The sequence below is a fragment of the Pseudomonas lalucatii genome, assembly GCF_018398425.1.
In the GTDB taxonomy this organism is placed as follows: domain Bacteria; phylum Pseudomonadota; class Gammaproteobacteria; order Pseudomonadales; family Pseudomonadaceae; genus Aquipseudomonas; species Aquipseudomonas lalucatii.
Genome location: NZ_JADPMV010000002.1, coordinates 594,369 through 614,119, shown reverse-complemented (window position 1 = coordinate 614,119; position 19,751 = coordinate 594,369). Strand labels below are relative to the sequence as shown.

General features: G+C 67.3%; 19 protein-coding genes and 1 pseudogene. 7 read left to right on the top strand and 13 right to left on the bottom strand.

The annotated features are described in order from the left end of the window. Positions 1 to 355: 355 nt before the first annotated feature. The gene (locus I0D00_RS16285) at positions 356 to 1,870 is read right to left on the bottom strand and encodes an IS1182 family transposase (RefSeq protein ID WP_213640873.1); all 1,515 of its coding nucleotides are present in this window, start codon (positions 1,868 to 1,870) and stop codon (positions 356 to 358) included. Positions 1,871 to 2,018: 148 nt separating this feature from the next. Further along, positions 2,019 to 2,318: a GIY-YIG nuclease family protein gene (locus I0D00_RS16280; RefSeq protein ID WP_213640872.1), complete on the bottom strand. Its 300-nt coding sequence runs from the start codon at positions 2,316 to 2,318 to the stop codon at positions 2,019 to 2,021. A 167-nt stretch (positions 2,319 to 2,485) separates the two neighbouring features. Between I0D00_RS16280 and I0D00_RS16275 the strand changes: the two genes are divergently transcribed. The 6 genes and pseudogenes from I0D00_RS16275 to I0D00_RS16250 all read left to right on the top strand — a co-directional run bounded on the left by I0D00_RS16275 (position 2,486) and on the right by I0D00_RS16250 (position 7,725). Further along, entirely contained in the window at positions 2,486 to 3,127 is a 642-nt protein-coding gene (locus I0D00_RS16275; RefSeq protein ID WP_246533299.1) for a phage integrase N-terminal SAM-like domain-containing protein, read from the top strand. A gap of 87 nt (positions 3,128 to 3,214) precedes the next feature. Beyond that, positions 3,215 to 3,592: pseudogene (locus I0D00_RS16270) on the top strand (tyrosine-type recombinase/integrase); the annotation flags it as partial. Positions 3,593 to 3,748: 156 nt separating this feature from the next. Beyond that, complete coding sequence (locus I0D00_RS16265; RefSeq protein ID WP_213640870.1) at positions 3,749 to 4,672, top strand: ABC transporter ATP-binding protein; 924 nt, start codon at positions 3,749 to 3,751, stop codon at positions 4,670 to 4,672. Continuing rightward, complete coding sequence (locus tag I0D00_RS16260) at positions 4,669 to 5,403, top strand: ABC transporter permease subunit (RefSeq protein ID WP_213640869.1); 735 nt, start codon at positions 4,669 to 4,671, stop codon at positions 5,401 to 5,403. Before I0D00_RS16265 ends, I0D00_RS16260 begins: the two co-directional genes overlap by 4 nt. Before the next feature lie 12 nt (positions 5,404 to 5,415). After that, the gene (locus I0D00_RS16255; RefSeq protein WP_213640868.1) at positions 5,416 to 7,251 is read left to right on the top strand and encodes a GldG family protein; all 1,836 of its coding nucleotides are present in this window, start codon (positions 5,416 to 5,418) and stop codon (positions 7,249 to 7,251) included. 264 nt (positions 7,252 to 7,515) lie between these two features. Then, complete coding sequence (locus I0D00_RS16250; RefSeq protein WP_213640867.1) at positions 7,516 to 7,725, top strand: cold-shock protein; 210 nt, start codon at positions 7,516 to 7,518, stop codon at positions 7,723 to 7,725. Between the two features lie 67 nt (positions 7,726 to 7,792). On the opposite strand, the gene I0D00_RS16245 is transcribed toward I0D00_RS16250, so the two are convergent. From I0D00_RS16245 to dapE, 3 genes are read right to left on the bottom strand one after another with little or no spacing between them, the layout of a single operon-like run. After that, positions 7,793 to 8,164, bottom strand: a complete 372-nt coding sequence (locus I0D00_RS16245; RefSeq protein WP_213640866.1) for a hypothetical protein — start codon at positions 8,162 to 8,164, stop codon at positions 7,793 to 7,795. 11 nt (positions 8,165 to 8,175) lie between these two features. Then, the gene (locus I0D00_RS16240) at positions 8,176 to 8,982 is read right to left on the bottom strand and encodes a putative RNA methyltransferase (protein WP_213640865.1); all 807 of its coding nucleotides are present in this window, start codon (positions 8,980 to 8,982) and stop codon (positions 8,176 to 8,178) included. Next, positions 8,979 to 10,133, bottom strand: coding sequence for a succinyl-diaminopimelate desuccinylase (gene dapE / locus I0D00_RS16235; RefSeq protein WP_213640864.1), 1,155 nt, complete (start codon positions 10,131 to 10,133; stop codon positions 8,979 to 8,981). The genes I0D00_RS16240 and dapE overlap by 4 nt, the downstream gene beginning before the upstream one ends. Before the next feature lie 192 nt (positions 10,134 to 10,325). Here dapE and tcdA point away from each other — a divergent pair, with 192 nt between their 5' ends. Next, positions 10,326 to 11,138, top strand: coding sequence for a tRNA cyclic N6-threonylcarbamoyladenosine(37) synthase TcdA (gene tcdA, locus I0D00_RS16230; protein WP_213640863.1), 813 nt, complete (start codon positions 10,326 to 10,328; stop codon positions 11,136 to 11,138). Here tcdA and I0D00_RS16225 read toward each other — a convergent pair. The 8 genes from I0D00_RS16225 to map form a co-directional block, all read right to left on the bottom strand. After that, positions 11,135 to 11,554: a SufE family protein gene (locus I0D00_RS16225; protein WP_213640862.1), complete on the bottom strand. Its 420-nt coding sequence runs from the start codon at positions 11,552 to 11,554 to the stop codon at positions 11,135 to 11,137. The two genes, tcdA and I0D00_RS16225, sit on opposite strands and share 4 nt — an antisense overlap. Beyond that, positions 11,551 to 12,756: an aminotransferase class V-fold PLP-dependent enzyme gene (locus I0D00_RS16220; RefSeq protein ID WP_213640861.1), complete on the bottom strand. Its 1,206-nt coding sequence runs from the start codon at positions 12,754 to 12,756 to the stop codon at positions 11,551 to 11,553. Before I0D00_RS16220 ends, I0D00_RS16225 begins: the two co-directional genes overlap by 4 nt. Positions 12,757 to 12,886: 130 nt before the next feature. Further along, the gene (dapD, locus tag I0D00_RS16215) at positions 12,887 to 13,921 is read right to left on the bottom strand and encodes a 2,3,4,5-tetrahydropyridine-2,6-dicarboxylate N-succinyltransferase (RefSeq protein ID WP_213640860.1); all 1,035 of its coding nucleotides are present in this window, start codon (positions 13,919 to 13,921) and stop codon (positions 12,887 to 12,889) included. A gap of 28 nt (positions 13,922 to 13,949) precedes the next feature. Continuing rightward, positions 13,950 to 14,573: a LysE family translocator gene (locus tag I0D00_RS16210; protein ID WP_213640859.1), complete on the bottom strand. Its 624-nt coding sequence runs from the start codon at positions 14,571 to 14,573 to the stop codon at positions 13,950 to 13,952. Positions 14,574 to 14,589: 16 nt separating this feature from the next. Next, positions 14,590 to 14,937, bottom strand: a complete 348-nt coding sequence (locus I0D00_RS16205; protein WP_213640858.1) for an ArsC family reductase — start codon at positions 14,935 to 14,937, stop codon at positions 14,590 to 14,592. A gap of 2 nt (positions 14,938 to 14,939) precedes the next feature. After that, positions 14,940 to 16,136 (bottom strand): succinyldiaminopimelate transaminase, encoded by a 1,197-nt coding sequence (gene dapC / locus I0D00_RS16200; protein WP_213640857.1) that lies wholly within the window; start codon positions 16,134 to 16,136, stop codon positions 14,940 to 14,942. A gap of 70 nt (positions 16,137 to 16,206) precedes the next feature. After that, positions 16,207 to 18,909, bottom strand: a complete 2,703-nt coding sequence (locus tag I0D00_RS16195) for a [protein-PII] uridylyltransferase (RefSeq protein ID WP_213640856.1) — start codon at positions 18,907 to 18,909, stop codon at positions 16,207 to 16,209. A gap of 30 nt (positions 18,910 to 18,939) precedes the next feature. Further along, positions 18,940 to 19,722 carry a type I methionyl aminopeptidase gene (map, locus tag I0D00_RS16190; protein ID WP_213640855.1) on the bottom strand — a complete coding sequence of 261 codons (783 nt, stop codon included), beginning with the start codon at positions 19,720 to 19,722 and terminating at the stop codon, positions 18,940 to 18,942. Positions 19,723 to 19,751: the final 29 nt, after the last annotated feature.

Genomic DNA, 19,751 nt, shown 5'->3' with positions numbered 1-19,751 from the left:
GGTTGCTAGACCTTTAAGGAGTTTAAAGACGGACTCGGAGGCCGCTAAGGTTTCGATAGTTTCGGGTAGATGTGTTACGGCAGCTAGGGTGATAATTATCCAGCCCAGCAAGCAAGGAATCGAGAGTATGGCAAAGAGTGTCTGTAGCCAGCGTACTGCTCGCATGTTTCCCTCTAACGGAACTGTAGAAAAACCCCAAAAACACCTCGCTCCTCGGTCCTCACCGCACTTTTCTGAAGAAGTCGGGTAGGTATCGAGGTGCGGTGTTTTTTGGGCTGTTGAGGTTGTTTGGGCCGTCCTGTGACCTGCGTCGGGGCACTGGAGGGTCTCAAGGCTGCTCTGCGGGGTGAGCCATTCATGCCCAGGCTCCGCGATTCGCCAGTTTTTCGATGTTGTGGGTGATGCAGTAGAGCTTCCACTGGCCATCCACCTGTTCCCGGCCGCGCAGGCTGAAGCGGTCCAGGCGCTTGTTGTGGCGCAGGTTGCCGAACACCGGCTCCACGGTGGCGAAGCGCCGGGTGATCATCCTGCGGCCGGCGTCGCTGTCGATGCGCCGACGCATGCGGATCAGGGCATTGTCCGGCTCGGCCTTCGGCAGGAAGAAAGCTACTTGCCGCGCAGCAGTTTTCTCCGGCGTGCGCAGGCACTGCTGGCGTTGCAGGCAGCTCAGGCAGTCGCGCAGCGCGCCCTTGAACTTGATCGCCGGCTGGCCCTTGATCAGGCAGTGATTGCCGTTGCCGTACAGCGTTTTGCCGGCCGGGCAGATGCAGGTCTTATGCTGCGGATCGAAGTGGAAGTCGGTCGGGGTGTAGCAGCGGCTGCTGACAGGCTTGGCGCTTTTGTCCCACAGCGGGTCAGGCTTCTCGGTGTGGCGTTCCTGCCCGGCATAACGCTCGTCTCGCTTGCGGTAGCCGTTGTCGGGAATGAAGGCGGCGATGCCATCGGCCTCCAGTTTCTCCAGCGCCTTGCGGCTGTGGTAACCGGCGTCGGCGGTATAGCAGGTGCCGGCGTTGCGCAGTGGGGCTGTCGCTTCGATGACAGGTTCGAGCAGCGCCTGCTCCGAGCCGGTGCCATGGGCCTGGGCATCGACGATGATCTGCGCCTTCTCATCCACGGTGGCGACCCCGGTATAACCCTGGATCACGCCCTTGCCGGTGGCCATCTTGGCCGACTCGTTATCGGTGCGGTTGGACAGGTTGACCCGGCCCTTGGCGCCCTTACGATCCTCGGGGTTGTCCTGGAGCCAGGCGCGCAACTGGCGTGCATCGGCCTGCAGCCGTTCTAGCTTACGGGCCGCTCGCGCCTCTTCGGCCTCGGGCTGCTTATCGCACTGGCGCTGCCGTTCGATCATGGCCGCAGCGGCCCTTTCCATCTTCTCGGCCTGGCGCAGGAAGTCTGCGCGGGTGCCGCTCCTGGCCTTGCTGGCGTTGCTCGGCAGTTTGACCCCGTCGATGGCGAACATCTCGCGGCCGATCAGACCCTGGCGGTCGCAGACCGCGAGCACCTGGGCGAACAGCTTGGCGGCCAGCTCGCCCATGCGGGAAACGAACTGGGCGAGGGTGGTGAAGTGCGGCTGGCTGTCGCCGGACACCGCCATGAATAGCACATGCTCGCGGCACGCCGCTTCCATCTGGCGACTGCTGATGATGCCGCGGCTGTAGGCCAGCAGGACGATCTTCAGCAGCACCGCTGGATCATAGGCCGGGGCGCCTTCGACGCTGTTGCGGTAACGGCCGTGGAAGTCGGACAGATCCAGTTCGTGATCGACCAGGTAGCACAGGGCGTGCTCGAAGGTGCCAGGCAGCAGCTGCTTGTCGAAGTCGATTGGGAGCAGTTTCAGTCCCTTGTGAACGGCCTTGAACCGCGGCATCGCCCCGCACCTCCCTGCGATTGAATGAGCTGGAGATCATCAGCCAGCGGATTGGGGGGCAGTAGGCTTTTCTACAGCCTCAACGTTTGGTTAAGGGGCCGGCTTTAGCCGGTCCCGAGTGAGCGAAGCGAACGGCTTGAACCACATGTTATACGCCTGCCTGCACGGTGGCCTTGAATTTTGGCCATTGGTTATAACCGATGCTTGGGTTGTTTGCCTCTAGCTCTTTAATAAGCTCCACCTCTTTCAGATTTACTTCCTTTTCGGTTGCCGTTTCTGATTCCCAGAGGATTTGCTTGCGAACTGTAAAGTCACGCATTTGTTCAGCGGTAAAGTCACGTTCAATTAGTTTGCTGTTGGCGCTGCCAAAATAATTTAGCGTTCCGGTCAGGTCTTTGTCGACGTAAATTTTGCCATTTGGGTACGTGATTTTATAAATGACTTTCATGGGCAGCGCCGGTGCTGGATGGCAAAGGTGTATAACTATAAATAGACACCTACTGGTGCATAACTTTCCGAACGGGACTGGTGGATAACCTTCCTTGTCATATCTCTGTTCCCTGTCTAGGCTGGTGTTTTCCCGGTCAGGATGACCGATTGGGGAGGTTATACACCATGGACGGCAAGCCTCGTCTGCTCGAGCAGATGCGTGAGCGAATTCGGCTCAAACACTACTCCATCCGTACCGAGTGCGTCTATTGCGAGTGGGTAAAGCGGTTTATTCGCTTTCACCAGTATCGTCATCCCCGGGATATGGGCGCTGCCGAGGTGGAGGCCTTTCTTAGCGAGCTGGCGGTTAAGCGTAATGTTTCGGCATCCACGCAGAATCAAGCCTTGGCCGCTTTGCTGTTTCTTTATAAGGAGGTGCTGGCGCTCGACTTGCCCTGGCTGGCCGATGTCGTAAGGGCGAAGAAGCCGCAGCGGTTGCCCGTGGTCTTGTCGATCGAGGAGGTGCGTCGAATCCTGGCGGCGCTCGACGGCGAACTCTGGCTGGTTTGCAGCCTGCTATACGGCACAGGCATGCGTCTGATGGAAGTGCTGCGCTTGCGGGTCAAGAACGTGGACTTCTCGCGCCGCGAAATCCTCATACGCGATGGCAAGGGCATGAAGGATCGCGTCACCATGCTGCCGCAGCGTTTGCTGGAGCCCCTGCTTCGGCACCTGGCCGTGGTGCGAGCTATCAGACCGTTGAAAAACTACCTGCGTTGGCAATACTGCGTTAAAAGCGGCCTAAAAATGCTCATTTACAGCACGTAAACTCCGCTTTTTCGGCCGTTTTTGCCTTGTCTTGCCTGCCTCGCCTACGTTTTTCAACGGCCTGCTACCTATAGGGCCGAGCTGGAACAGGGGCGTGGTGATGTCTGGCTACCTTTGGCGCTGACGCGCAAGTATCCACGAGCGCCGGTGGAGTGGGGGTGGCAGTATGTGTTCCCGGCATCCGGGTTGTCGGTCGATCCTCGCAGCGGGGCGGTGCGGCGCCATCATCTGGATGAGAAGCGCGTTCAGCGGCGTTTCAAGCGCGCGGCCGGGGAAGCCGGCATCGTCAAGCAGGTCTCGCCGCATACCCTGCGCCATTGCTTTGCCACGCACCTGCTGGAAAGCGGCCAGGACATCCGCACCGTGCAGGAGTTGCTGGGGCACTCGGATGTGAAGACCACCATGAGCTACACCCATGTGCTCAATCGCGGTGGGTTGGCGGTGTCGAGCCCGTTGGATCGTTAAACGCCACTGTTGGCGGCGGTAACCTCCGGTAAATTTCCGAGGCCGCTGTCCGGTTGCAATCCCGGCATCTGTCTTCTTATAGTGCGGCGGCATTTTTGCAGGCCTGGCTCGTGCCCACGAGCGGCGCGCCAGGCTTTACCGCAATGGTGAGAGGCCATGATCGAGATAAACAACCTGACCAAGCGTTTTGCACAGCACTGCGCGGTGGACGACCTGTCCTTCCGCGTCGAGCCGGGCGAGGTGTTGGGCTTCCTCGGCCCCAACGGCGCCGGCAAGTCCACCACCATGAAGATGCTCACCGGCTTCCTCGCGCCGACCTCCGGCAGCGCCAGCATCCTCGGGTTCGACATCCAGAAGGACACCCGCCAGGCCCAGCGGCAGATCGGCTACCTGCCGGAGGGCGCGCCCTGCTACGGCGACATGACGGTGCGCGGCTTCCTCGAATTCATCGCCGAGATCCGCGGCTTTCGCGGCACGCAGAAGCGTGAGCGCGTGGCCCGGGCGGTGGCCCAGGTGGAGCTGGACAAGGTCCTGGGGCAGTCCATCGAGACCCTGTCCAAGGGCTTCAAGCGCCGCGTCGGCCTGGCCCAGGCGATCCTCCACGATCCGCGGGTGCTGATCCTCGACGAGCCCACCGACGGCCTCGACCCGAACCAGAAGCACCAGGTGCGCAAGCTGATCCAGGGCCTGGCCCGGGACAAGATCGTCATCATCTCCACCCACATCCTCGAGGAGGTCACGGCGGTGTGCACCCGCGCGCTGGTGATCGCCCAGGGCCGGCTGCTGGCCGACGGCACGCCGCTGGAGCTGGAGAGCCGCTCGCGCTACCACCAGGCGGTGACCCTGGTCGCCGAGGAGCCGCTGGACCAGGCCGCCCTGGCCGCCTTGCCGGGCGTCGCCGGGGTGGAGGAGAACGCCCGCGAGCATGGCCTGAGCGTGCTGGCCAGGCCGGGCGAGGTGATCTTCCCCCAGGTCAACGGGCTGATCGCCGAGCGTGGCTGGAAGGTCAAGGAGTTGAACGTCGAGCGCGGGCGCCTGGACGAGGTGTTCCGCAGCCTGACCCGTGGGGAGGTGGTATGACGCAGTTACCGGTGATCTGCAAGCGCGAGCTGGCGAGCTATTTCGCCACGCCGCTGGCCTATGTCTTCATCGTGATCTTCCTGGTGCTGTCCGGGGTGTTCACCTTCTACCTGGGCGGCTTCTTCGAGAGCGGCCAGGCCAGCCTCGCGCCGTTCTTCAACTTCCACCCCTGGCTGTACCTGTTCCTGGTGCCGGCCATCGCCATGCGCCTGTGGGCCGAGGAGCGCAAGTCCGGCTCCATCGAGCTGCTGATGACCCTGCCGATCAGCCGCTTCGAGGCGGTCGGCGGCAAGTTCCTCGCCGCCTGGGCGTTCACCGGCCTGGCGCTGCTGCTGACCTTCCCGATGATCGTCACGGTCAACTACCTGGGCCAGCCGGACAACGGCGCCATCCTCACCGGCTACCTCGGCAGCTGGCTGCTGGCCGGGGCCTACCTGGCGATCGGCTCGTGCATGTCGGCGCTGGCGAAGAACCAGGTGATCGCCTTCATCCTCGCCGTGGGCCTGTGCTTCCTGTTCATCGTCAGCGGCTTTCCCATGGTGCTCGATGCCTTCAGCGGCTGGGCGCCGCAGTGGCTGGTGGATGCGGTGGCCTCGCTGAGCTTCCTGACCCGTTTCGAGGCCATCAGCAAGGGTGTGATCGACCTGCGCGACCTGCTGTACTTCCTCACCCTGATCGCCGCCTGGCTGGCCGCGACCGCGGTGGTCATCGACCTGAAGAAAGCCGACTGAGGGCCCGTGCCGATGAAAAAGCTGATGTATTCCAGCGCCGGGCTGGTGCTCATCGCCCTGGCGTTTCTCGCCTTCAACCTGGTCGCCGGCCTGAGCCTGAGCGGCGCCCGCCTGGACCTGACCGAGCAGCGGCTCTACACCCTGTCCGCCGGCACCGAGCAGATACTCGGGGGCCTGGAGGAGCCGATCGAACTGAGCTTCTTCTATTCCGACGGCCTGGCCAAGGACCTGCCGGCGCTGCGCACCTACGCCAGGCGCGTGGAGGAGATGCTCAAGGCCTACCAGCGCGTGGCCGGCGACAAGCTCAGGCTGCGCCTGATCGACCCCGAGCCCTTCTCCGAGGACGAGGACAAGGCCGCCGAGTTCGGCCTGCAAGGCATTCCCCTGCAGCAGGGCGGCGACTCGATCTACTTCGGCCTGGCCGGCAAGAACGCCCGCGGCGACACCCAGGTCATCCCGTTCTTCGCCCTGGACCAGGAGGAGTTCCTCGAGTACGAGCTCAGCCGCCTGGTGCAGAGCCTGGCCGAGCCGGAACGGCCGGTGGTCGGCGTGCTCTCGGGGCTGCAGATCAACGGCGGCTTCGACATGCTGGCGCGGCAGCCGACGCCGCCATGGATGGTCATGGAGGAGATCCGCCAGCTGTTCTGGATCGAGAGCCTGAAGGGCGATATCGACCAGATCCCCGAGCAGGTCTCGGTGCTGCTGCTGGTCCACCCCAAGCAGCTGCCCGAGCAGACCCTCTACGCCATCGACCAGTTCGTCCTGCGCGGCGGCAAGCTGCTGGCCTTCGTCGACCCGTTCAGCGAGGCCGACACCCAGGCCGAGATGCCCGGCGAGATGGTGATCGACAAGTCTTCGGACCTGGCGCCGCTGTTGCAGGCCTGGGGGCTGCGCCTGCGGCCGGGCCAGGTGCTCGGCGACGGCGCCTACGCCATGTCGGTGAGCATGGGCCAGGGCCAGCGGCCGGTGCGCCATGCCGGCTGGCTGAGCCTGCCGAAGAACGCCCTGGATGGCGAGGACATCGCCACCGCGGCGCTGGAGAACCTGACCGTGGCCACCGCCGGCCTGCTCGAGCCGCTGGAGGACGCCAGGACCACCTTCGTGCCGTTGATCCAGAGCTCGCCCTATGCCATGCCCTTCGACGTCAAGCGCTTCGCCCTGCTGCAGGACCCGGAGGAGCTGATCCGCGAACTGCAGCCGACCGGCGAGCGCTACGCCCTCGCCGCGCGCATCAGCGGTCCGGTGCAGTCGGCCTATCCCGACGGCATCGAGGGGCGCAAGGACGGTCTCAAGCAGGCGGACAACATCAACGTCATAGTGGTGGCCGACACCGACCTGCTGACCGACCGCATGTGGGTGCAGGTGCAGGATTTCTTCGGCCAGCGCATTCCCCAGCCCTGGGCCGACAACGCCGGCTTCGCGATCAACGCCCTGGACAACCTGGCCGGTTCCGAGGCGCTGATCAGCGTGCGTTCGCGCGGTCGCTTCAGTCGCCCGTTCGAGGTGGTCGAGAGCCTGCAGCGCGAGGCCGAGGTGCGCTTCCGCGAGAAGGAACAGGCCCTGCAGGCGCGCCTGGCCGACACCGAGCAGAAGCTCGCCGCGCTGCAGCGCAGCGACGACCCGAGCCAGGCCCTGGAGCTGACCCCGGAGCAGCAGGCCACGGTGCAGCAGTTCCTGGCGGAGAAGCTGAAGATCCGTAAGGAGCTGCGCGAGGTGCGCTATCAGCTCAACGCCGATATCGAGGCGCTGGGGCGGGCCCTGAAGTTCGTCAACATCGCCCTGGTGCCGTTGCTGCTGACCCTCGGCGTGCTGGCGCTGTGGCTCTGGCGGCGCCGCCGGCAGGCGTGACGGCGGCTCCGAACGGGCCCCGCGCCTTGCCCCGGAATAACGCTGCAAGCCTTGTCCCGTATGGCCTGCAGCCCTGCCAAAAAAGTGCTTTTCAGCTCCCGGGCTTGCTTTATACTCCGGGAGCGGTCGTCGTCAGGACGTCCCGTGCCATTGCCGCCGCAGGCCTGGATCGGCTCGCTGCGGCTCGGCCTGGGGCATCGTTCGCGGCGCGCCCTCGAAGCGCCTTTACGGGACAATAAAAACTGCGAGTTGGAGACAGTGGTAATGGCTGATCGTGAGACAGGAACCGTCAAGTGGTTCAATGATTCCAAGGGTTATGGCTTCATCCAGCGCGAGAGCGGCGCCGACGTGTTCGTGCACTACCGCGCCATCCGCGGCGAAGGCCACCGCTCCCTGGTCGAAGGCCAGAGGGTCGAGTTCGCGGTGACCCAGGGCCAGAAGGGCCTGCAGGCGGAAGACGTTTCCGCGCTCTGAACCGTACCCGCTATGAAAAAGCCCGTCATCGACGGGCTTTTTCGTTTCTGCGGCCTGGCCCCGCGGCTCAGCCGGTGCGCCAGGTGATCTCCTCGACGCCCTCGGCGCTGATGCGCAGCCAGCGGTCGGCCTGTTCGTCGCTTTCCTCCTCCTGCCAGCCACCGGGGGCGCAGCGTACCTCGACCTGCAGCGCGGCGAAGGCCGCCTGGGCGCAGGCCAGGTCGTCCGCCCAGGGCGTGGCGTCGCTCTCCAGGTAGAGGCTGTGCCACTTGCCGACCGCCTTCGGCAGCCAGGTCACCGGGATGTCGCCGGCGCGGCATTTGAAGGTCTGGCCCTTCTGCTGCCAGGGCGTGCAGGGGCCCAGCGCCTGGCCCAGCCAGTCGGCGACGGCCTGATGCTCGGCATCCTTCAGGTAAATCTCGATATCCGGTTGGCGCATGGGGCAGGTCCCTAGAGTTTCTCGATCCAATCGTAGCGTATGGCGACGGTCACCTCGAACGGCGCGGCGATCACCGCGTTACGCCGCTCGGCACTGGCGCGCCAGCCGTGGGGGGTCATCGCCAGCAGGTCGGCACGGGCCTCGGCACTGGCCAGCGGCAGGGCGAAGCGCAGGGTCTCGCTGTGGGCCAGGCGCAGGCCGTCCGGGATCAGGTCCAGGTGCTTCTGATCGTCGTAGTCGCGCACCTGGTCATACAGCTTCTGGCGCAGCTCCAGCAGGTGCTCGCGGCTCGGCCCCATGCGCAGCAGGCCGCCGCCGGGGGCGAGCAGGCGCCGGGCTTCCTGCCAGTCGAGGGGGCTGAACACGCTGGCCAGCAGCTGGCAGCTGGCGTCAGCCAGGGGAACCCGGGCCATGCTCGCCACCAGCCATTCGAGCTGCGGGGCGCGCTTGCAGGCGCGCTTGATCGCTTCGCGGGAGATATCCAGGGCATAGCCCTCGGCCTGGGGCAGGGCCTCGGCGAGCTGCGCGGTGTAATAGCCTTCGCCGCAGCCGATATCCAGCCAGCGCTCGGGCGCCTGGGCTGCGGCCAGTTCGGCCAGGCGCCGGGCCAGCGGGGCATAGTGGCCGCCCTCGAGAAAGCGCCGCCGCGCCTCGACCATGGCGGCGTTGTCGCCGGGGTCGCGGCTGTTCTTGTGCTGCACCGGCAGCAGGTTCAGGTAGCCCTGGCGCGCCCTGTCGAAGCGGTGGCCGGCCGGGCAGGCCACGCCGTTGTCGACCGCGCCCAGGGCGCCCTGGCAGAGGGGGCAGCTGAGGCTCATGCGAGCAGCTTCACCAGGGTCTGGTAGTAGATCTCGGTCAGCACGTCCAGGTCGCTGGCCAGCACCCGTTCGTTGATCTGGTGGATGGTCGCGTTGACCGGGCCGAGCTCGACCACCTGGGTACCCAGGGTGGCGATGAAGCGGCCGTCGGAGGTGCCGCCGCTGGTGCTCGGCGTGGTCTCGCGGCCGGTCACCGCCTTGATGCTGGCGGCCACGGCATCCAGCAGGGCGCCGGGTTCGGTGAGGAACGGCAGGCCGGACAGCGCCCATTCCACGTGGTAGTCCAGGCCATGCTTGTCGAGGATGGCCTCGACGCGCTTCTGCAGGCCCTCGACCGTCGACTCGGTGGAGAAGCGGAAGTTGAAGATCGCCCGCAGCTCGCCGGGGATGACGTTGGTGGCGCCGGTGCCGGAGTTGAGGTTGGAGACCTGGAAGCTGGTCGGCGGGAAGAAGGCGTTGCCGTCGTCCCAGTGCTCGGCGGCCAGCTCGGCCAGGGCCGGGGCGGCCAGGTGGATGGGGTTCTTGGCCAGGTGCGGGTAGGCCACGTGGCCCTGCACGCCGCGCACCGTGAGGGTGGCGCCGAGGGAGCCGCGGCGGCCGTTCTTCACCACGTCACCGACCAGCGAGGTGCTCGAGGGCTCGCCGACGATGCACCAGTCCAGGCGCTCCTGGCGCGCCGCCAGGCGCTCGATCACCGCCTTGGTGCCGTGCTGGGCCGGGCCTTCCTCGTCGCTGGTGATGAGGAAGGCGATGCGCCCCTTGTGCCTGGGATGGTCGGCGACGAAACGCTCCACCGCGATGATCATCGACGCCAGGCTGCCCTTCATGTCGGCGGCGCCGCGGCCGCAGAGCATGCCCTGTTCGTCGATCAGCGCCTCGAACGGCTGGTGCTGCCAGGCCTGCAGCGGGCCGGTCGGCACCACGTCGGTATGCCCGGCGAAGCACAGCACCGGACCGTCCTGTTCGCCGTGGCTGGCCCAGAAGTTGTCCACCTCCTCGATGCGCATCGGCTCGACCGCGAAGCCGACGGCTTGCAGGCGGCGCATCATCAGTTCCTGGCAACCCTCGTCGAGCGGGGTGACGGAGGGGCGGCGGATCAGGTCGCAGGCGAGCTCCAGGGTGGCGGAGAGGGCGGGGGAGGGGGCAGTCATTGCGGCTCCAGGGCGGCGTCTAGCGGAAAGGCCGCCATCTTAAAGCAAAATGGCCGCCATGGGCCGCCGCCCGACACCGCAGGTCGGGCCGGCGGCGCCGGTGGCAGGAGGGTGTCGGCTGCGCTGGCGGCAGCCCCGGCCCGGGCCGTTATAATGCGCGCCTGCTCGAGTTCAGGCTGTTGCGGTGGGTAAATGCCGTTCGACGATCAACGTTTTGCCGGAATCGCCCGGCTGTATGGGCGCGAGGGCGCCGAGCGCCTGCAGGCCGCCCATGTCGCGGTGGTGGGCATCGGCGGCGTCGGCTCCTGGGCGGCGGAGGCGCTGGCCCGCTCGGGGGTGGGCGAGATCTCGCTGTTCGACCTGGACGACGTCTGCATCAGCAACACCAACCGCCAGGTGCATGCCCTGGACGGCGCGGTCGGCCAGGCCAAGGTCGAGGCCATGGCGGCGCGCATCCGCGCCATCAATCCGGCCTGCGTGGTGCACGCGGTGGCCGACTTCGTCACCCGCGAGACCATGGCCGAATACATCACCGAGCAGCTCGACGCGGTGATCGACTGCATCGACAGCGTGGCCGCCAAGGCGGCGCTGATCGCCTGGTGCAAGCGGCGCAAGATCCAGATCGTCACCACCGGCGGCGCCGGCGGCCAGGTCGATCCGACCCAGATCCAGATCGCCGACCTCAACAAGACCTTCAACGATCCCCTGGCGGCCAAGGTGCGCTCGGTGCTGCGCCGCGAGTACAACTTCTCGCGCACACCCGGGCGCACCTACAGCGTGCCCTGTGTGTTCTCCACCGAGCAGCTGCGCTACCCCAAGCCGGACGGCACGGTGTGCCAGGCCAAGGGCTTCGTCGGCGAGGGGGTCAAGCTCGACTGCGCCGGCGGCTTCGGCGCGGTGATGATGGTCACCGCCAGCTTCGGCATGGCCGCGGTGGCCAAGACGGTGGACAAGCTGGTGGCCGGTGCGCGGCGGCCGGCCGAGCGGGTGGCGAAAGCGCCCTAGTCCTGGGCGCGCTGTTCGGCCAGCTGGCGCATGCGCTGCAGCACGGCGTTGAGGCCGTTGCTGCGCGAAGGCGAGAGCTGGCGCGCCAGGCCGAGCCGGTTGAACCAGTCCGCCAGATCCACCTCGCCGAGCTGGCTGCTGGTCAGGCCCTCGACCCGCGCCAGCAGCACGGCCAGCAGGCCGCGCAGCAGCCGGGCCTCGCTGGCCGCGCGAAAATGCCAATGGCCATCCTGCACCTCGCCCACCAGCCAGACCTGGCTCTCGCAGCCGTGCACCCGGTGGCTGTCGTCGCGTTCGTCGGCCCGCAGCGGCGCCAGGCGTTCGCCCCAGTGCATCAGCAGGCGCGCGCGCTGTTCCCAGCCGGGACACCGGGCGAAGGCCTCCAGTGCCTCCTGGGCGCCGCTGGGAAGGCTCATCGCAGCAGCTCCAGGGCGCGGTCGAGGGCGGCGAAGAAGCGCTCCAGGTCCGCGCCGTCGTTGTACAGGCCCAGGGACACCCGCACGGCGCCGGCCAGGCCGAGCCGCTGCATCAGCGGCATGGCGCAGTGATGACCGGCGCGCACGGCGATGCCCTGCTCGGTCAGCAGCTGGGCCAGGTCGGCGTTGTGCACGCCGTCGACGACGAAACTGGCCAGCGCCACCCGCGGCGCGCCGAGCAGCTGAATGCCGTCGCGGGCCGCCAGGCCGGCGAGCAGCTTGGCGTGCAGCGCCGCCTCGTGGCCGGCCACGGCGGCGCCGTCCAGGCCGGCCAGGTAGTCGAGGGCGGCGCCCAGGGCGATGACCCCGGCGATCGGCGGCGTGCCGGCCTCGAAGCCCAGGGGCGCGGCGCGGAATTCGGCGTGCTGGTAGTCGGCCAGCTGCACCATCTCGCCGCCGAACTGCCAGTGCGCCAGGCGCTGCAGCGCCGCCGGGCGCCCATAGAGCATGCCGACGCCGTCCGGGCCGTAGAGCTTGTGGCTGGAGCAGACGTAGAAGTCGCAATCCAGCGCCTGCAGGTCGTGGTGGCCGTGCACCACGCCCTGGGCGCCGTCGACCACCGACAGCGCGCCCCGGGCCTGGCCCAGGGCGATCAGTTCGCGTAGCGGCTGCCAGACACCCAGTACGTTGGACAGCTGGCCGAGGGCCAGCAGGCGGGTACGCGGGCCGATCAGCGCCGCGGCCTGTTCGAGGTCGATCCGGCCCCGCTCGTCCAGCGGCAGCACCACCAGCCTGAGGCCGCGGCGCTTGGCCAGCTGCTGCCAGGGCAGGAGGTTGGCATGGTGCTCCGCGGCGCCGAGCGCTATCTCGTCACCGGCCTGGAACTCGGACTCCAGGCCGTAGGCCAGCAGGTTGAAGGCCTCGGTGGCGCCGCGGGTGAAGACGATCTGGCTCGGCTCGGCGGCGTTCAGCCAGCGTGCGACCTGGCCGCGGCTCGCCTCGAAGGCGCGGGTGGCGCGCTCGCCCGGCAGGTGCTGGGCACGGTGCACATTGGCCGCACCGCCGGCGTAGTAGCCCTGCAGGGCGTCCAGCACGGCTTGTGGCTTCTGGGCGGTGGCGGCGCTGTCCAGGTAGGTCTGGCCTTCGGATTCGAGGGCCAGGATGCCGGGAAAATCGGCGCGCCAGGGGGAGTTCAGGGACATGGGCTTGGGCACTGCTGGGAAATGTGCTGAGTATAAATGCACAGGCCGGGCATAAGCCCGGCCTGTGCATGATCGCACGCGCTCGGTTCGCAGGGCGGATGACGGCGCGGCCGCATTCGCCAGGCTGAACTCAGTTGTGCGCGTGCAGCGCCTCGTTCAGTTCGATCGCCGACTTGTGGCTCTTGCACTCCACCGCGCCGCTCTGCGAGTTGCGGCGGAACAGCAGGTCCGGCTGGCCGGCCAGCTCGCGGGCCTTGAGCACCTTGACCAGCTGGCCCTGGTCGTCGAGCAGCGCGACCTTGGTGCCGGCGGTGATGTACAGGCCGGACTCCACGGTGTTGCGGTCGCCCAGGGGGATGCCGATGCCGGCGTTGGCGCCGATCAGGCAGCCCTCGCCCACGGAGATGACGATGTTGCCGCCGCCGGACAGGGTGCCCATGGTCGAGCAGCCGCCGCCAAGGTCCGAGCCCTTGCCGACAAAGACCCCGGCCGAGACCCGGCCCTCGATCATGCCGGGACCCGCGGTGCCGGCGTTGAAGTTGACGAAGCCCTCGTGCATCACCGTGGTGCCCTCGCCGATGTAGGCGCCCAGGCGCACCCGCGCGGTGTCGGCGATGCGCACGCCGGCCGGGACCACGTAGTCGGTCATCTTCGGGAACTTGTCCACCGAGAAGACTTCCAGCAGCTCGCCCTTCAGGCGCGCTTCCAGTTGGCGCTCGGCCAGTTCGGCGAGGTCCACGGCGCCCTGGCTGGTCCAGGCGACGTTGGGCAGCAGCGGGAAGATGCCGGCGAGGTTGACGCCGTGGGGCTTGACCAGGCGGTGGGACAGCAGGTGCAGCTTGAGATAGGCCTCGGGGGTGCTGGCCGGCGCCGCGTCTTCGGCGAGGAAGGTGGCGACCAGCGGCTGGTGGCTCTCGGCCAGACGGGTCAGCAGCTTGGCCTGGACGGCGTCGACGCCCTTCAGGGCCTCGGCCAGTTCGCCGGCCTGGCTGGTGGTGAAGGCGATGGCCTGGTTGCCGCCGTTGTAGCCGAGCTTGTCGGCGGCCTTGGCGACCAGTTCGGCGGCCGGGTTGAGCAGGGGCTGCGCGTAGAACACTTCCAGCCAGGCGCCCTGGCGATTCTGGGTGCCGACACCGAAGGCGACGCTGAAGAGTTGGGTGGACATGGGTTTTCCTCTTGCTGAATAGGGTGAGTCAGGCGGGTCGGCGGCTGAGCAGCAGACCCAGGCCGGCGCTGCCCAGCAGGGCGGCGCAGCCACGGTTGAACAGGTGCCGCGCCCGGGGCGCGGCGAGCAGGCGGCCGAGCTGCAGCCCGGCCAGCGCGTAGAGCAGCACGGCCAGCCATTCCAGCAGCAGGAAGGCCAGGCCGAGGGCTGCGAACTGCGGCGTCACCGGCTGCTGCGGGTTGATGAACTGCGGCAGGAACGCGGTGAAGATCAGGATGGCCTTGGGGTTGCCGGCGGCGACCCAGAACTCCTGGCGACACAGCGCCCAGGTCGGCCGACGTGGCGCGCTGCCCTGGCCGTCGAGCGCCACCGAGGAGGCCCGCCACAGCTGCAGCGCCAGCCAGAACAGGTAGGCCGCGCCGAGCAGCTTGATGGCGAGGAACAGGCTTGCCGAGGCCTGCAGCACCAGGGCCAGGCCGGAGGCCGCCAGGGCGATCATGCCGGCGAACGCCAGCAGCCGCCCGCCGGCGGCCAGGCAGGCGACGCGCAGGCCCTGGCGGGCCGCGTTGTGCAGCGACAGCAGGTTGTTCGGCCCCGGCGCCAGGTTCAGGGCGAAGCAGGCGGGCACGAACAGCAACCAGGCGATCTCCATGGCGGTGCTCCGAGACTCAGGACAGCGCCGCAGCGTAGCGCTCGGGCTTGAAGCCGACCAGGGTCTTGTCACCCAGGTCCAGCACCGGACGCTTGATCATCGAGGGCTGGGCCAGCATCAGTTCGATGGCCCTGGCCTGGTCGAGATCGGCCTTCTGCGCCTCGTCCAGTTTGCGGAAGGTGGTGCCGGCGCGGTTGAGCACCGTCTCCCAGCCGTGCTCCGCGCACCACTTCTCCAGGTTGCCGCGGTCGATGCCGACCGCCTTGTAGTCGTGAAAGGCATAGTCCACGCCGTGCTCGTCGAGCCAGGTGCGGGCCTTCTTCATGGTGTCGCAGGCTTTGATGCCGTACAGGGTCTTGCTCATGGTCACAGGCTCTTCACGAAGTCACGGATGCGTTCGGCGGCCTCGATGCACTCGGCCAGCGGCGCGACCAGGGCCATGCGCACGCGGCCGGCGCCCGGGTTGACGCCATCGACGCTGCGCGACAGGTAGGAGCCCGGCACCACGGTGACGTGCGCGCGGGCGAACAGCTCGCGGGTGAAGCTCTCGTCGTCGCCCGGGGTCTTGGCCCACAGGTAGAAGCCGCCGTCCGGGCGCTGCACCTCCAGCACGCCGTCGAGGATGGCCAGCACCGCGTCGAACTTCTCGCGGTACAGGGCGCGGTTGGCCCGCACGTGCACCTCGTCGTTCCAGGCGGCGACGCTGGCCAGCTGGGTCTGCACCGGCATGGCGCAGCCGTGGTAGGTGCGGTACAGCAGGAAGGCCTTGAGGATCTCGGCATCGCCGGCGACGAAGCCCGAGCGCAGGCCCGGCAGGTTGGAGCGCTTGGACAGGCTGTGGAACACCACGCAGCGTTCGAAGTCGCTGCGGCCCAGCTCGGCGCAGGCGCTCAGCAGGCCGGCCGGCGGGTGCTGCTCGTCGAAGTACAGTTCGCTGTAGCACTCGTCGGCGGCGATGACGAAGTCGAACTCGTCGGCCAGGGCGATCAGTTTCTTCAGGGTCTCCAGCGGGATCAGCGCGCCGGTGGGGTTGCCCGGCGAGCACAGGAAGAGGATCTGGCAGCGCTGCCAGATGTCCGCCGGCACCGCCTCGAAATCCGGGTTGAAGCCGTGTTCTTCCAGGCACGGCAGGTAGTGGGGCTGGGCGCCGGCGAGCAGGGCCGCGCCTTCGTAGATCTGGTAGAAGGGGTTGGGGCTGACCACCAGGGCCTGCTCGTCGCGCCGGACCACGGCCTGGGTGAAGGCGAACAGCGCCTCGCGGGTGCCGTTGACCGGCAGCACGTGGCGCGCCGGGTCGAGCCAGCCGTCCGGCAGGCCGAAACGCCGGCCGCACCAGGCGGCGATGGCCTCGCGCAGCGCCGGCAGGCCCAGGGTGGTCGGATAGACCGCCAGCTGGTCGAGGTTGGCGCTCAGGGCCTCGGCGACGAAGCTCGGCGAGCGGTGCTTGGGCTCGCCGATGGACAGGGCGATGGCCGTCTTCGCGCTGCTCGGCTGGGCGCCGGCCAGCAGGGCGCGGAGCTTCTCGAAGGGGTAGGGCTGCAACTGGTTCAACGCATGGTTCATGGCAATTTCCTGGTACTGCTAAGGCTGCCGACGGGCCGGGCTGGGCGCCGTGGCGGTGCAAGGCTGTCGGTCAGATACTGATTCGGTTCGGCTCGCTCAGCTGCAGGTTGGCCTCGGTGAGCTGGGCGACGATGGTCTCCTGCAGGCGCAGGCACAGCGCCGGATCGGACAGTGGCTGGTTGTGCGCATCGGTGACGAAGAACACGTCCTCCACCCGCTCGCCCAGGGTGGCGATCTTGGCATTCTGCAGCGACAGGTCGAAGTCGAGGAAGATCCGCCCGAGCCGCGCCAGCAGGCCGGGGCGGTCGGGGGCGGTCAGCTCGAGCACGGTCACCGGGCGCTGGGCGTCGTTGTAGATGGTCACCCGCGGGGCGAAGGCGAAGTGCTTGAGCTGGCGCGGCACGCGGCGCTGGATGATGCTGGGGTACTCGTCCGGGTTCTTCAGCGCGTCGATCAGGCCCTGGCGGATCTGCTTGATCCGCGCCGGATTGTCGCCGATCGAGCCGCCTTCGCCCTCCAGCACTATGTAGGTGTCGAGGGTGAACTGGCTGGTCGAGGTGAGGATCCGCGCGTCGTGGATGTTCAGGTTGAGCTGGGCCATGGCCGCCACGGTCACGGCGAAGAAGTCGTGCTGGTCCTGGGCGTAGATGAAGATCTGGGTGCCGCCCTCGAACTCGCGCTGGGTGGTCTCCTTGATCAGCACCAGGGGGTTGCCGTCGTTGGGGTGCTGGAGGATCGCCTCGGTGTGCCAGGCCACGTCGCCCGCCGTATGGCGCAGGAAGTAGTCGTCGCCGAGCTGCGACCACAGCTGTTCGGCGTCGTCCTGGTCGGTGCCGCCGCGCACCAGGATGTCCAGCGCCGCGCCCTGGGTCAGGCGGATCTGCTCCTCGCGCTCCAGGCGGTTTTCCAGGCCGCGGCGCAGGGCGCGCTTGGTCTCGGTGTAGAGCTGGCGCAGCAGGCTGGCGCGCCAGGAGTTCCACAGGCTCGGGTTGGTGGCATTGATGTCGGCCACGGTGAGCACGTAGAGGTAGTCCAGGCGGGTCTGGTCGCCGACGAACTGGGCGAAATCGTGGATCACCTGGGGGTCGGAGAGGTCCTTGCGCTGGGCGGTGGTGGACATCGCCAGGTGCTGCTGGACCAGCCAGACCACCAGCTTGGCGTCCCAGTCGGGCAGGTGGTGACGGACGCAGAAGGCCTCGGCATCCACCGCGCCGAGCTCGGAGTGGTCGCCGCCGCGGCCCTTGCCGATGTCGTGGTAGAGCCCGGCCAGGTAGATCAGCTCGGGCTTGGGCAGCTTGGCGATCAGCTTGCTGGCCAGGGGGAACTTCTCCGCCAGCTCCGGCCACTTGAACTTGCGCAGGTGCTTGATCAGGTTGAGGGTGTGGGCGTCGACCGTATAGATGTGGAACAGGTCGTGCTGCATCTGCCCGACTATGTGGCCGAACTCCGGCAGGTAGCGGCCGAGGATGCCGTAGCGGTTCATCCGCCGCAGGTTGCGGTGGATGCCCTGGCCGCTCTTGAACAGCTCGATGAACAGGCTGGTATTGCGGATGTCGCTGCGGAACTCGTCGTCGATCAGGTGGCGGTGGTCGCGCAGCAGGCGGATGCTGTCGGCGCGCACGCCCTTGATCTCCGAGTGCTGGGCCATCAGCACGAAGATCTCCATGATGGCGAACGGGGTGCGCTTGAACACGTTCGGGTGGGTCACCTCGATGTAGCCGTCGCGCAGCTGGAAGCGGCTGTTCAGCGGGGTGGCCGGCGCGCTCTCGCCGGCGCGCAGGATGACTTCCTCGAAGTGCTGGTTGATCAGCTCGCTGAGCTCGGCGATGGCCATGACCACCCGGTAGTACTTCTGCATGAAGCGCTCGATGGCGCCCTTGCTGTCGCCGCCCTCGAAACCGAGCAGGGCGGCGATCTGGCGCTGGTGGTCGAACAGCAGGCGGTCCTCGGCGCGGCCGGCGAGCATGTGCAGGGCATAGCGTACCCGCCAGAGGAACTCCTGGCTGGAGGCCAGCAGGGCGTATTCGCTTTCCAGCAGGAAGCCCTGGCCGACCATGGCGTGCAGGTTCAGCGTGCCGAAGTGGCGGCGGGCGACCCAGAGGATGGTCTGGATGTCGCGCAGGCCGCCCGGCGAGCCCTTGACGTTGGGCTCCAGGTTGTATTCGGTGTCGTTGTACTTGCGGTGGCGGCCGCGCTGCTCCTCGCGCTTGGCCAGGAAGAACTGCTTGCTCGGCCACATCCGCTCGCTGCTGGTGACCTCCAGCATGCGCTGGCGCAGGGCTTCGGGCCCGGCGATGGTGCGGCTTTCCATCAGGTTGGTGATCACCGTCAGGTCGGCGCGGGCCTCCTCGGCGCACTCGTCGATCGAGCGCACGCTCTGGCCGACCTCCAGGCCGATGTCCCACAACAGGGTGAGGAACTGCTCGATCGGCTCGCGGAAGGCCTCATGGTCGTCGCCACCCAGCAGGATCAGCAGGTCGATGTCGGAAAAGGGATGCAGTTCGCCGCGGCCGTAGCCGCCGACCGCCAGCAGGGCGATCTCGGCATCCTCGGGCCAGGCCAGGCGCCGCCAGGCCTCGCAGAGGATCTGGTCGACGAACCAGGCGCGGTCCTCGACCAGCCGGCGCACTTCGCGCCCGGCGCGAAAGCGCGCGTCGAGCACGTCGTGGGCACGGCGAATCGCCTTCTTGAAGGCGGCGATGGGACTGGCCTTCAAGGCCAGTTCGGCCTGGAACTGGCCGCGGTCGAACAGTTCCGGATCTACCTGCGGCATGCAGCTGTTTACCTGTGTGGGGGCGTCGGCTCAGGCCGAGGTGCGCGCGATGGTGTCGTCGCCGCGCAGGGTGAAGATCTCGTAGCCGTCGGCGGTGACCAGGATGGTGTGCTCCCACTGCGCGGAGAGCTTGCGATCCTTGGTGATGGCGGTCCAGCCGTCACCGAGCAGGCGGGTCTCGGGGCGGCCCTGGTTGATCATCGGCTCGATGGTGAAGGTCATGCCTTCCTTGAGTTCCATGCCGGTGCCGGCGCGACCGTAGTGCAGCACCTGGGGCTCCTCGTGGAACACCTTGCCGATGCCGTGGCCGCAGTACTCGCGCACCACGGAGAAGCCGTTCTTCTCGGCGTGCTTCTGGATCACCTCGCCGATATCGCCGAGGCGGGCGCCGGGGCGGACCAGCTCGATGCCCTTGTACATGCACTCCTGGGTGATCTTGGCCAGGCGCTCGGCCCACTCCGGCACCTTGCCGACCATGAACATCTTGCTGGTGTCGCCGTGGTAGCCGTCCTTGATCACGGTGACGTCGATGTTCAGCACGTCGCCGTCCTTCAGCGGCTTGTCGTTGGGGATGCCGTGGCAGACCACATGGTTGATCGAGGTGCAGATCGACTTGGGGAAACCCTTGTAGTTCAGCGGCGCGGGAATGGCCTGCTGCACGTTGACGATATAGTCGTGGCAGATGCGATCCAGTTCGTCGGTGGTCACGCCGGGCTTGACGTACTCGCCGATCATTTCCAGCACCTCGGCGGCCAGGCGGCCGGCCACGCGCATTTTTTCGATCTCTTCGGGCGTCTTGATGGTGACGGTCATGCGGTCTCTCTCGGCGCGCGTCGGCGCAA

Excerpts from the sequence above, each read along its gene's own strand:
- I0D00_RS16285 (WP_213640873.1), bottom strand. The coding sequence starts at position 1,870 with ATGCCGCGGTTCAAGGCCGTTCACAAGGGACTGAAACTGCTCCCAATC.
- I0D00_RS16280 (WP_213640872.1), bottom strand. The coding sequence starts at position 2,318 with ATGAAAGTCATTTATAAAATCACGTACCCAAATGGCAAAATTTACGTC.
- I0D00_RS16275 (WP_246533299.1), top strand. The coding sequence starts at position 2,486 with ATGGACGGCAAGCCTCGTCTGCTCGAGCAGATGCGTGAGCGAATTCGG.
- I0D00_RS16265 (WP_213640870.1), top strand. The coding sequence starts at position 3,749 with ATGATCGAGATAAACAACCTGACCAAGCGTTTTGCACAGCACTGCGCG.
- I0D00_RS16260 (WP_213640869.1), top strand. The coding sequence starts at position 4,669 with ATGACGCAGTTACCGGTGATCTGCAAGCGCGAGCTGGCGAGCTATTTC.
- I0D00_RS16255 (WP_213640868.1), top strand. The coding sequence starts at position 5,416 with ATGAAAAAGCTGATGTATTCCAGCGCCGGGCTGGTGCTCATCGCCCTG.
- I0D00_RS16250 (WP_213640867.1), top strand. The coding sequence starts at position 7,516 with ATGGCTGATCGTGAGACAGGAACCGTCAAGTGGTTCAATGATTCCAAG.
- I0D00_RS16245 (WP_213640866.1), bottom strand. The coding sequence starts at position 8,164 with ATGCGCCAACCGGATATCGAGATTTACCTGAAGGATGCCGAGCATCAG.
- I0D00_RS16240 (WP_213640865.1), bottom strand. The coding sequence starts at position 8,982 with ATGAGCCTCAGCTGCCCCCTCTGCCAGGGCGCCCTGGGCGCGGTCGAC.
- dapE (WP_213640864.1), bottom strand. The coding sequence starts at position 10,133 with ATGACTGCCCCCTCCCCCGCCCTCTCCGCCACCCTGGAGCTCGCCTGC.
- tcdA (WP_213640863.1), top strand. The coding sequence starts at position 10,326 with ATGCCGTTCGACGATCAACGTTTTGCCGGAATCGCCCGGCTGTATGGG.
- I0D00_RS16225 (WP_213640862.1), bottom strand. The coding sequence starts at position 11,554 with ATGAGCCTTCCCAGCGGCGCCCAGGAGGCACTGGAGGCCTTCGCCCGG.
- I0D00_RS16220 (WP_213640861.1), bottom strand. The coding sequence starts at position 12,756 with ATGTCCCTGAACTCCCCCTGGCGCGCCGATTTTCCCGGCATCCTGGCC.
- dapD (WP_213640860.1), bottom strand. The coding sequence starts at position 13,921 with ATGTCCACCCAACTCTTCAGCGTCGCCTTCGGTGTCGGCACCCAGAAT.
- I0D00_RS16210 (WP_213640859.1), bottom strand. The coding sequence starts at position 14,573 with ATGGAGATCGCCTGGTTGCTGTTCGTGCCCGCCTGCTTCGCCCTGAAC.
- I0D00_RS16205 (WP_213640858.1), bottom strand. The coding sequence starts at position 14,937 with ATGAGCAAGACCCTGTACGGCATCAAAGCCTGCGACACCATGAAGAAG.
- dapC (WP_213640857.1), bottom strand. The coding sequence starts at position 16,136 with ATGAACCATGCGTTGAACCAGTTGCAGCCCTACCCCTTCGAGAAGCTC.
- I0D00_RS16195 (WP_213640856.1), bottom strand. The coding sequence starts at position 18,909 with ATGCCGCAGGTAGATCCGGAACTGTTCGACCGCGGCCAGTTCCAGGCC.
- map (WP_213640855.1), bottom strand. The coding sequence starts at position 19,722 with ATGACCGTCACCATCAAGACGCCCGAAGAGATCGAAAAAATGCGCGTG.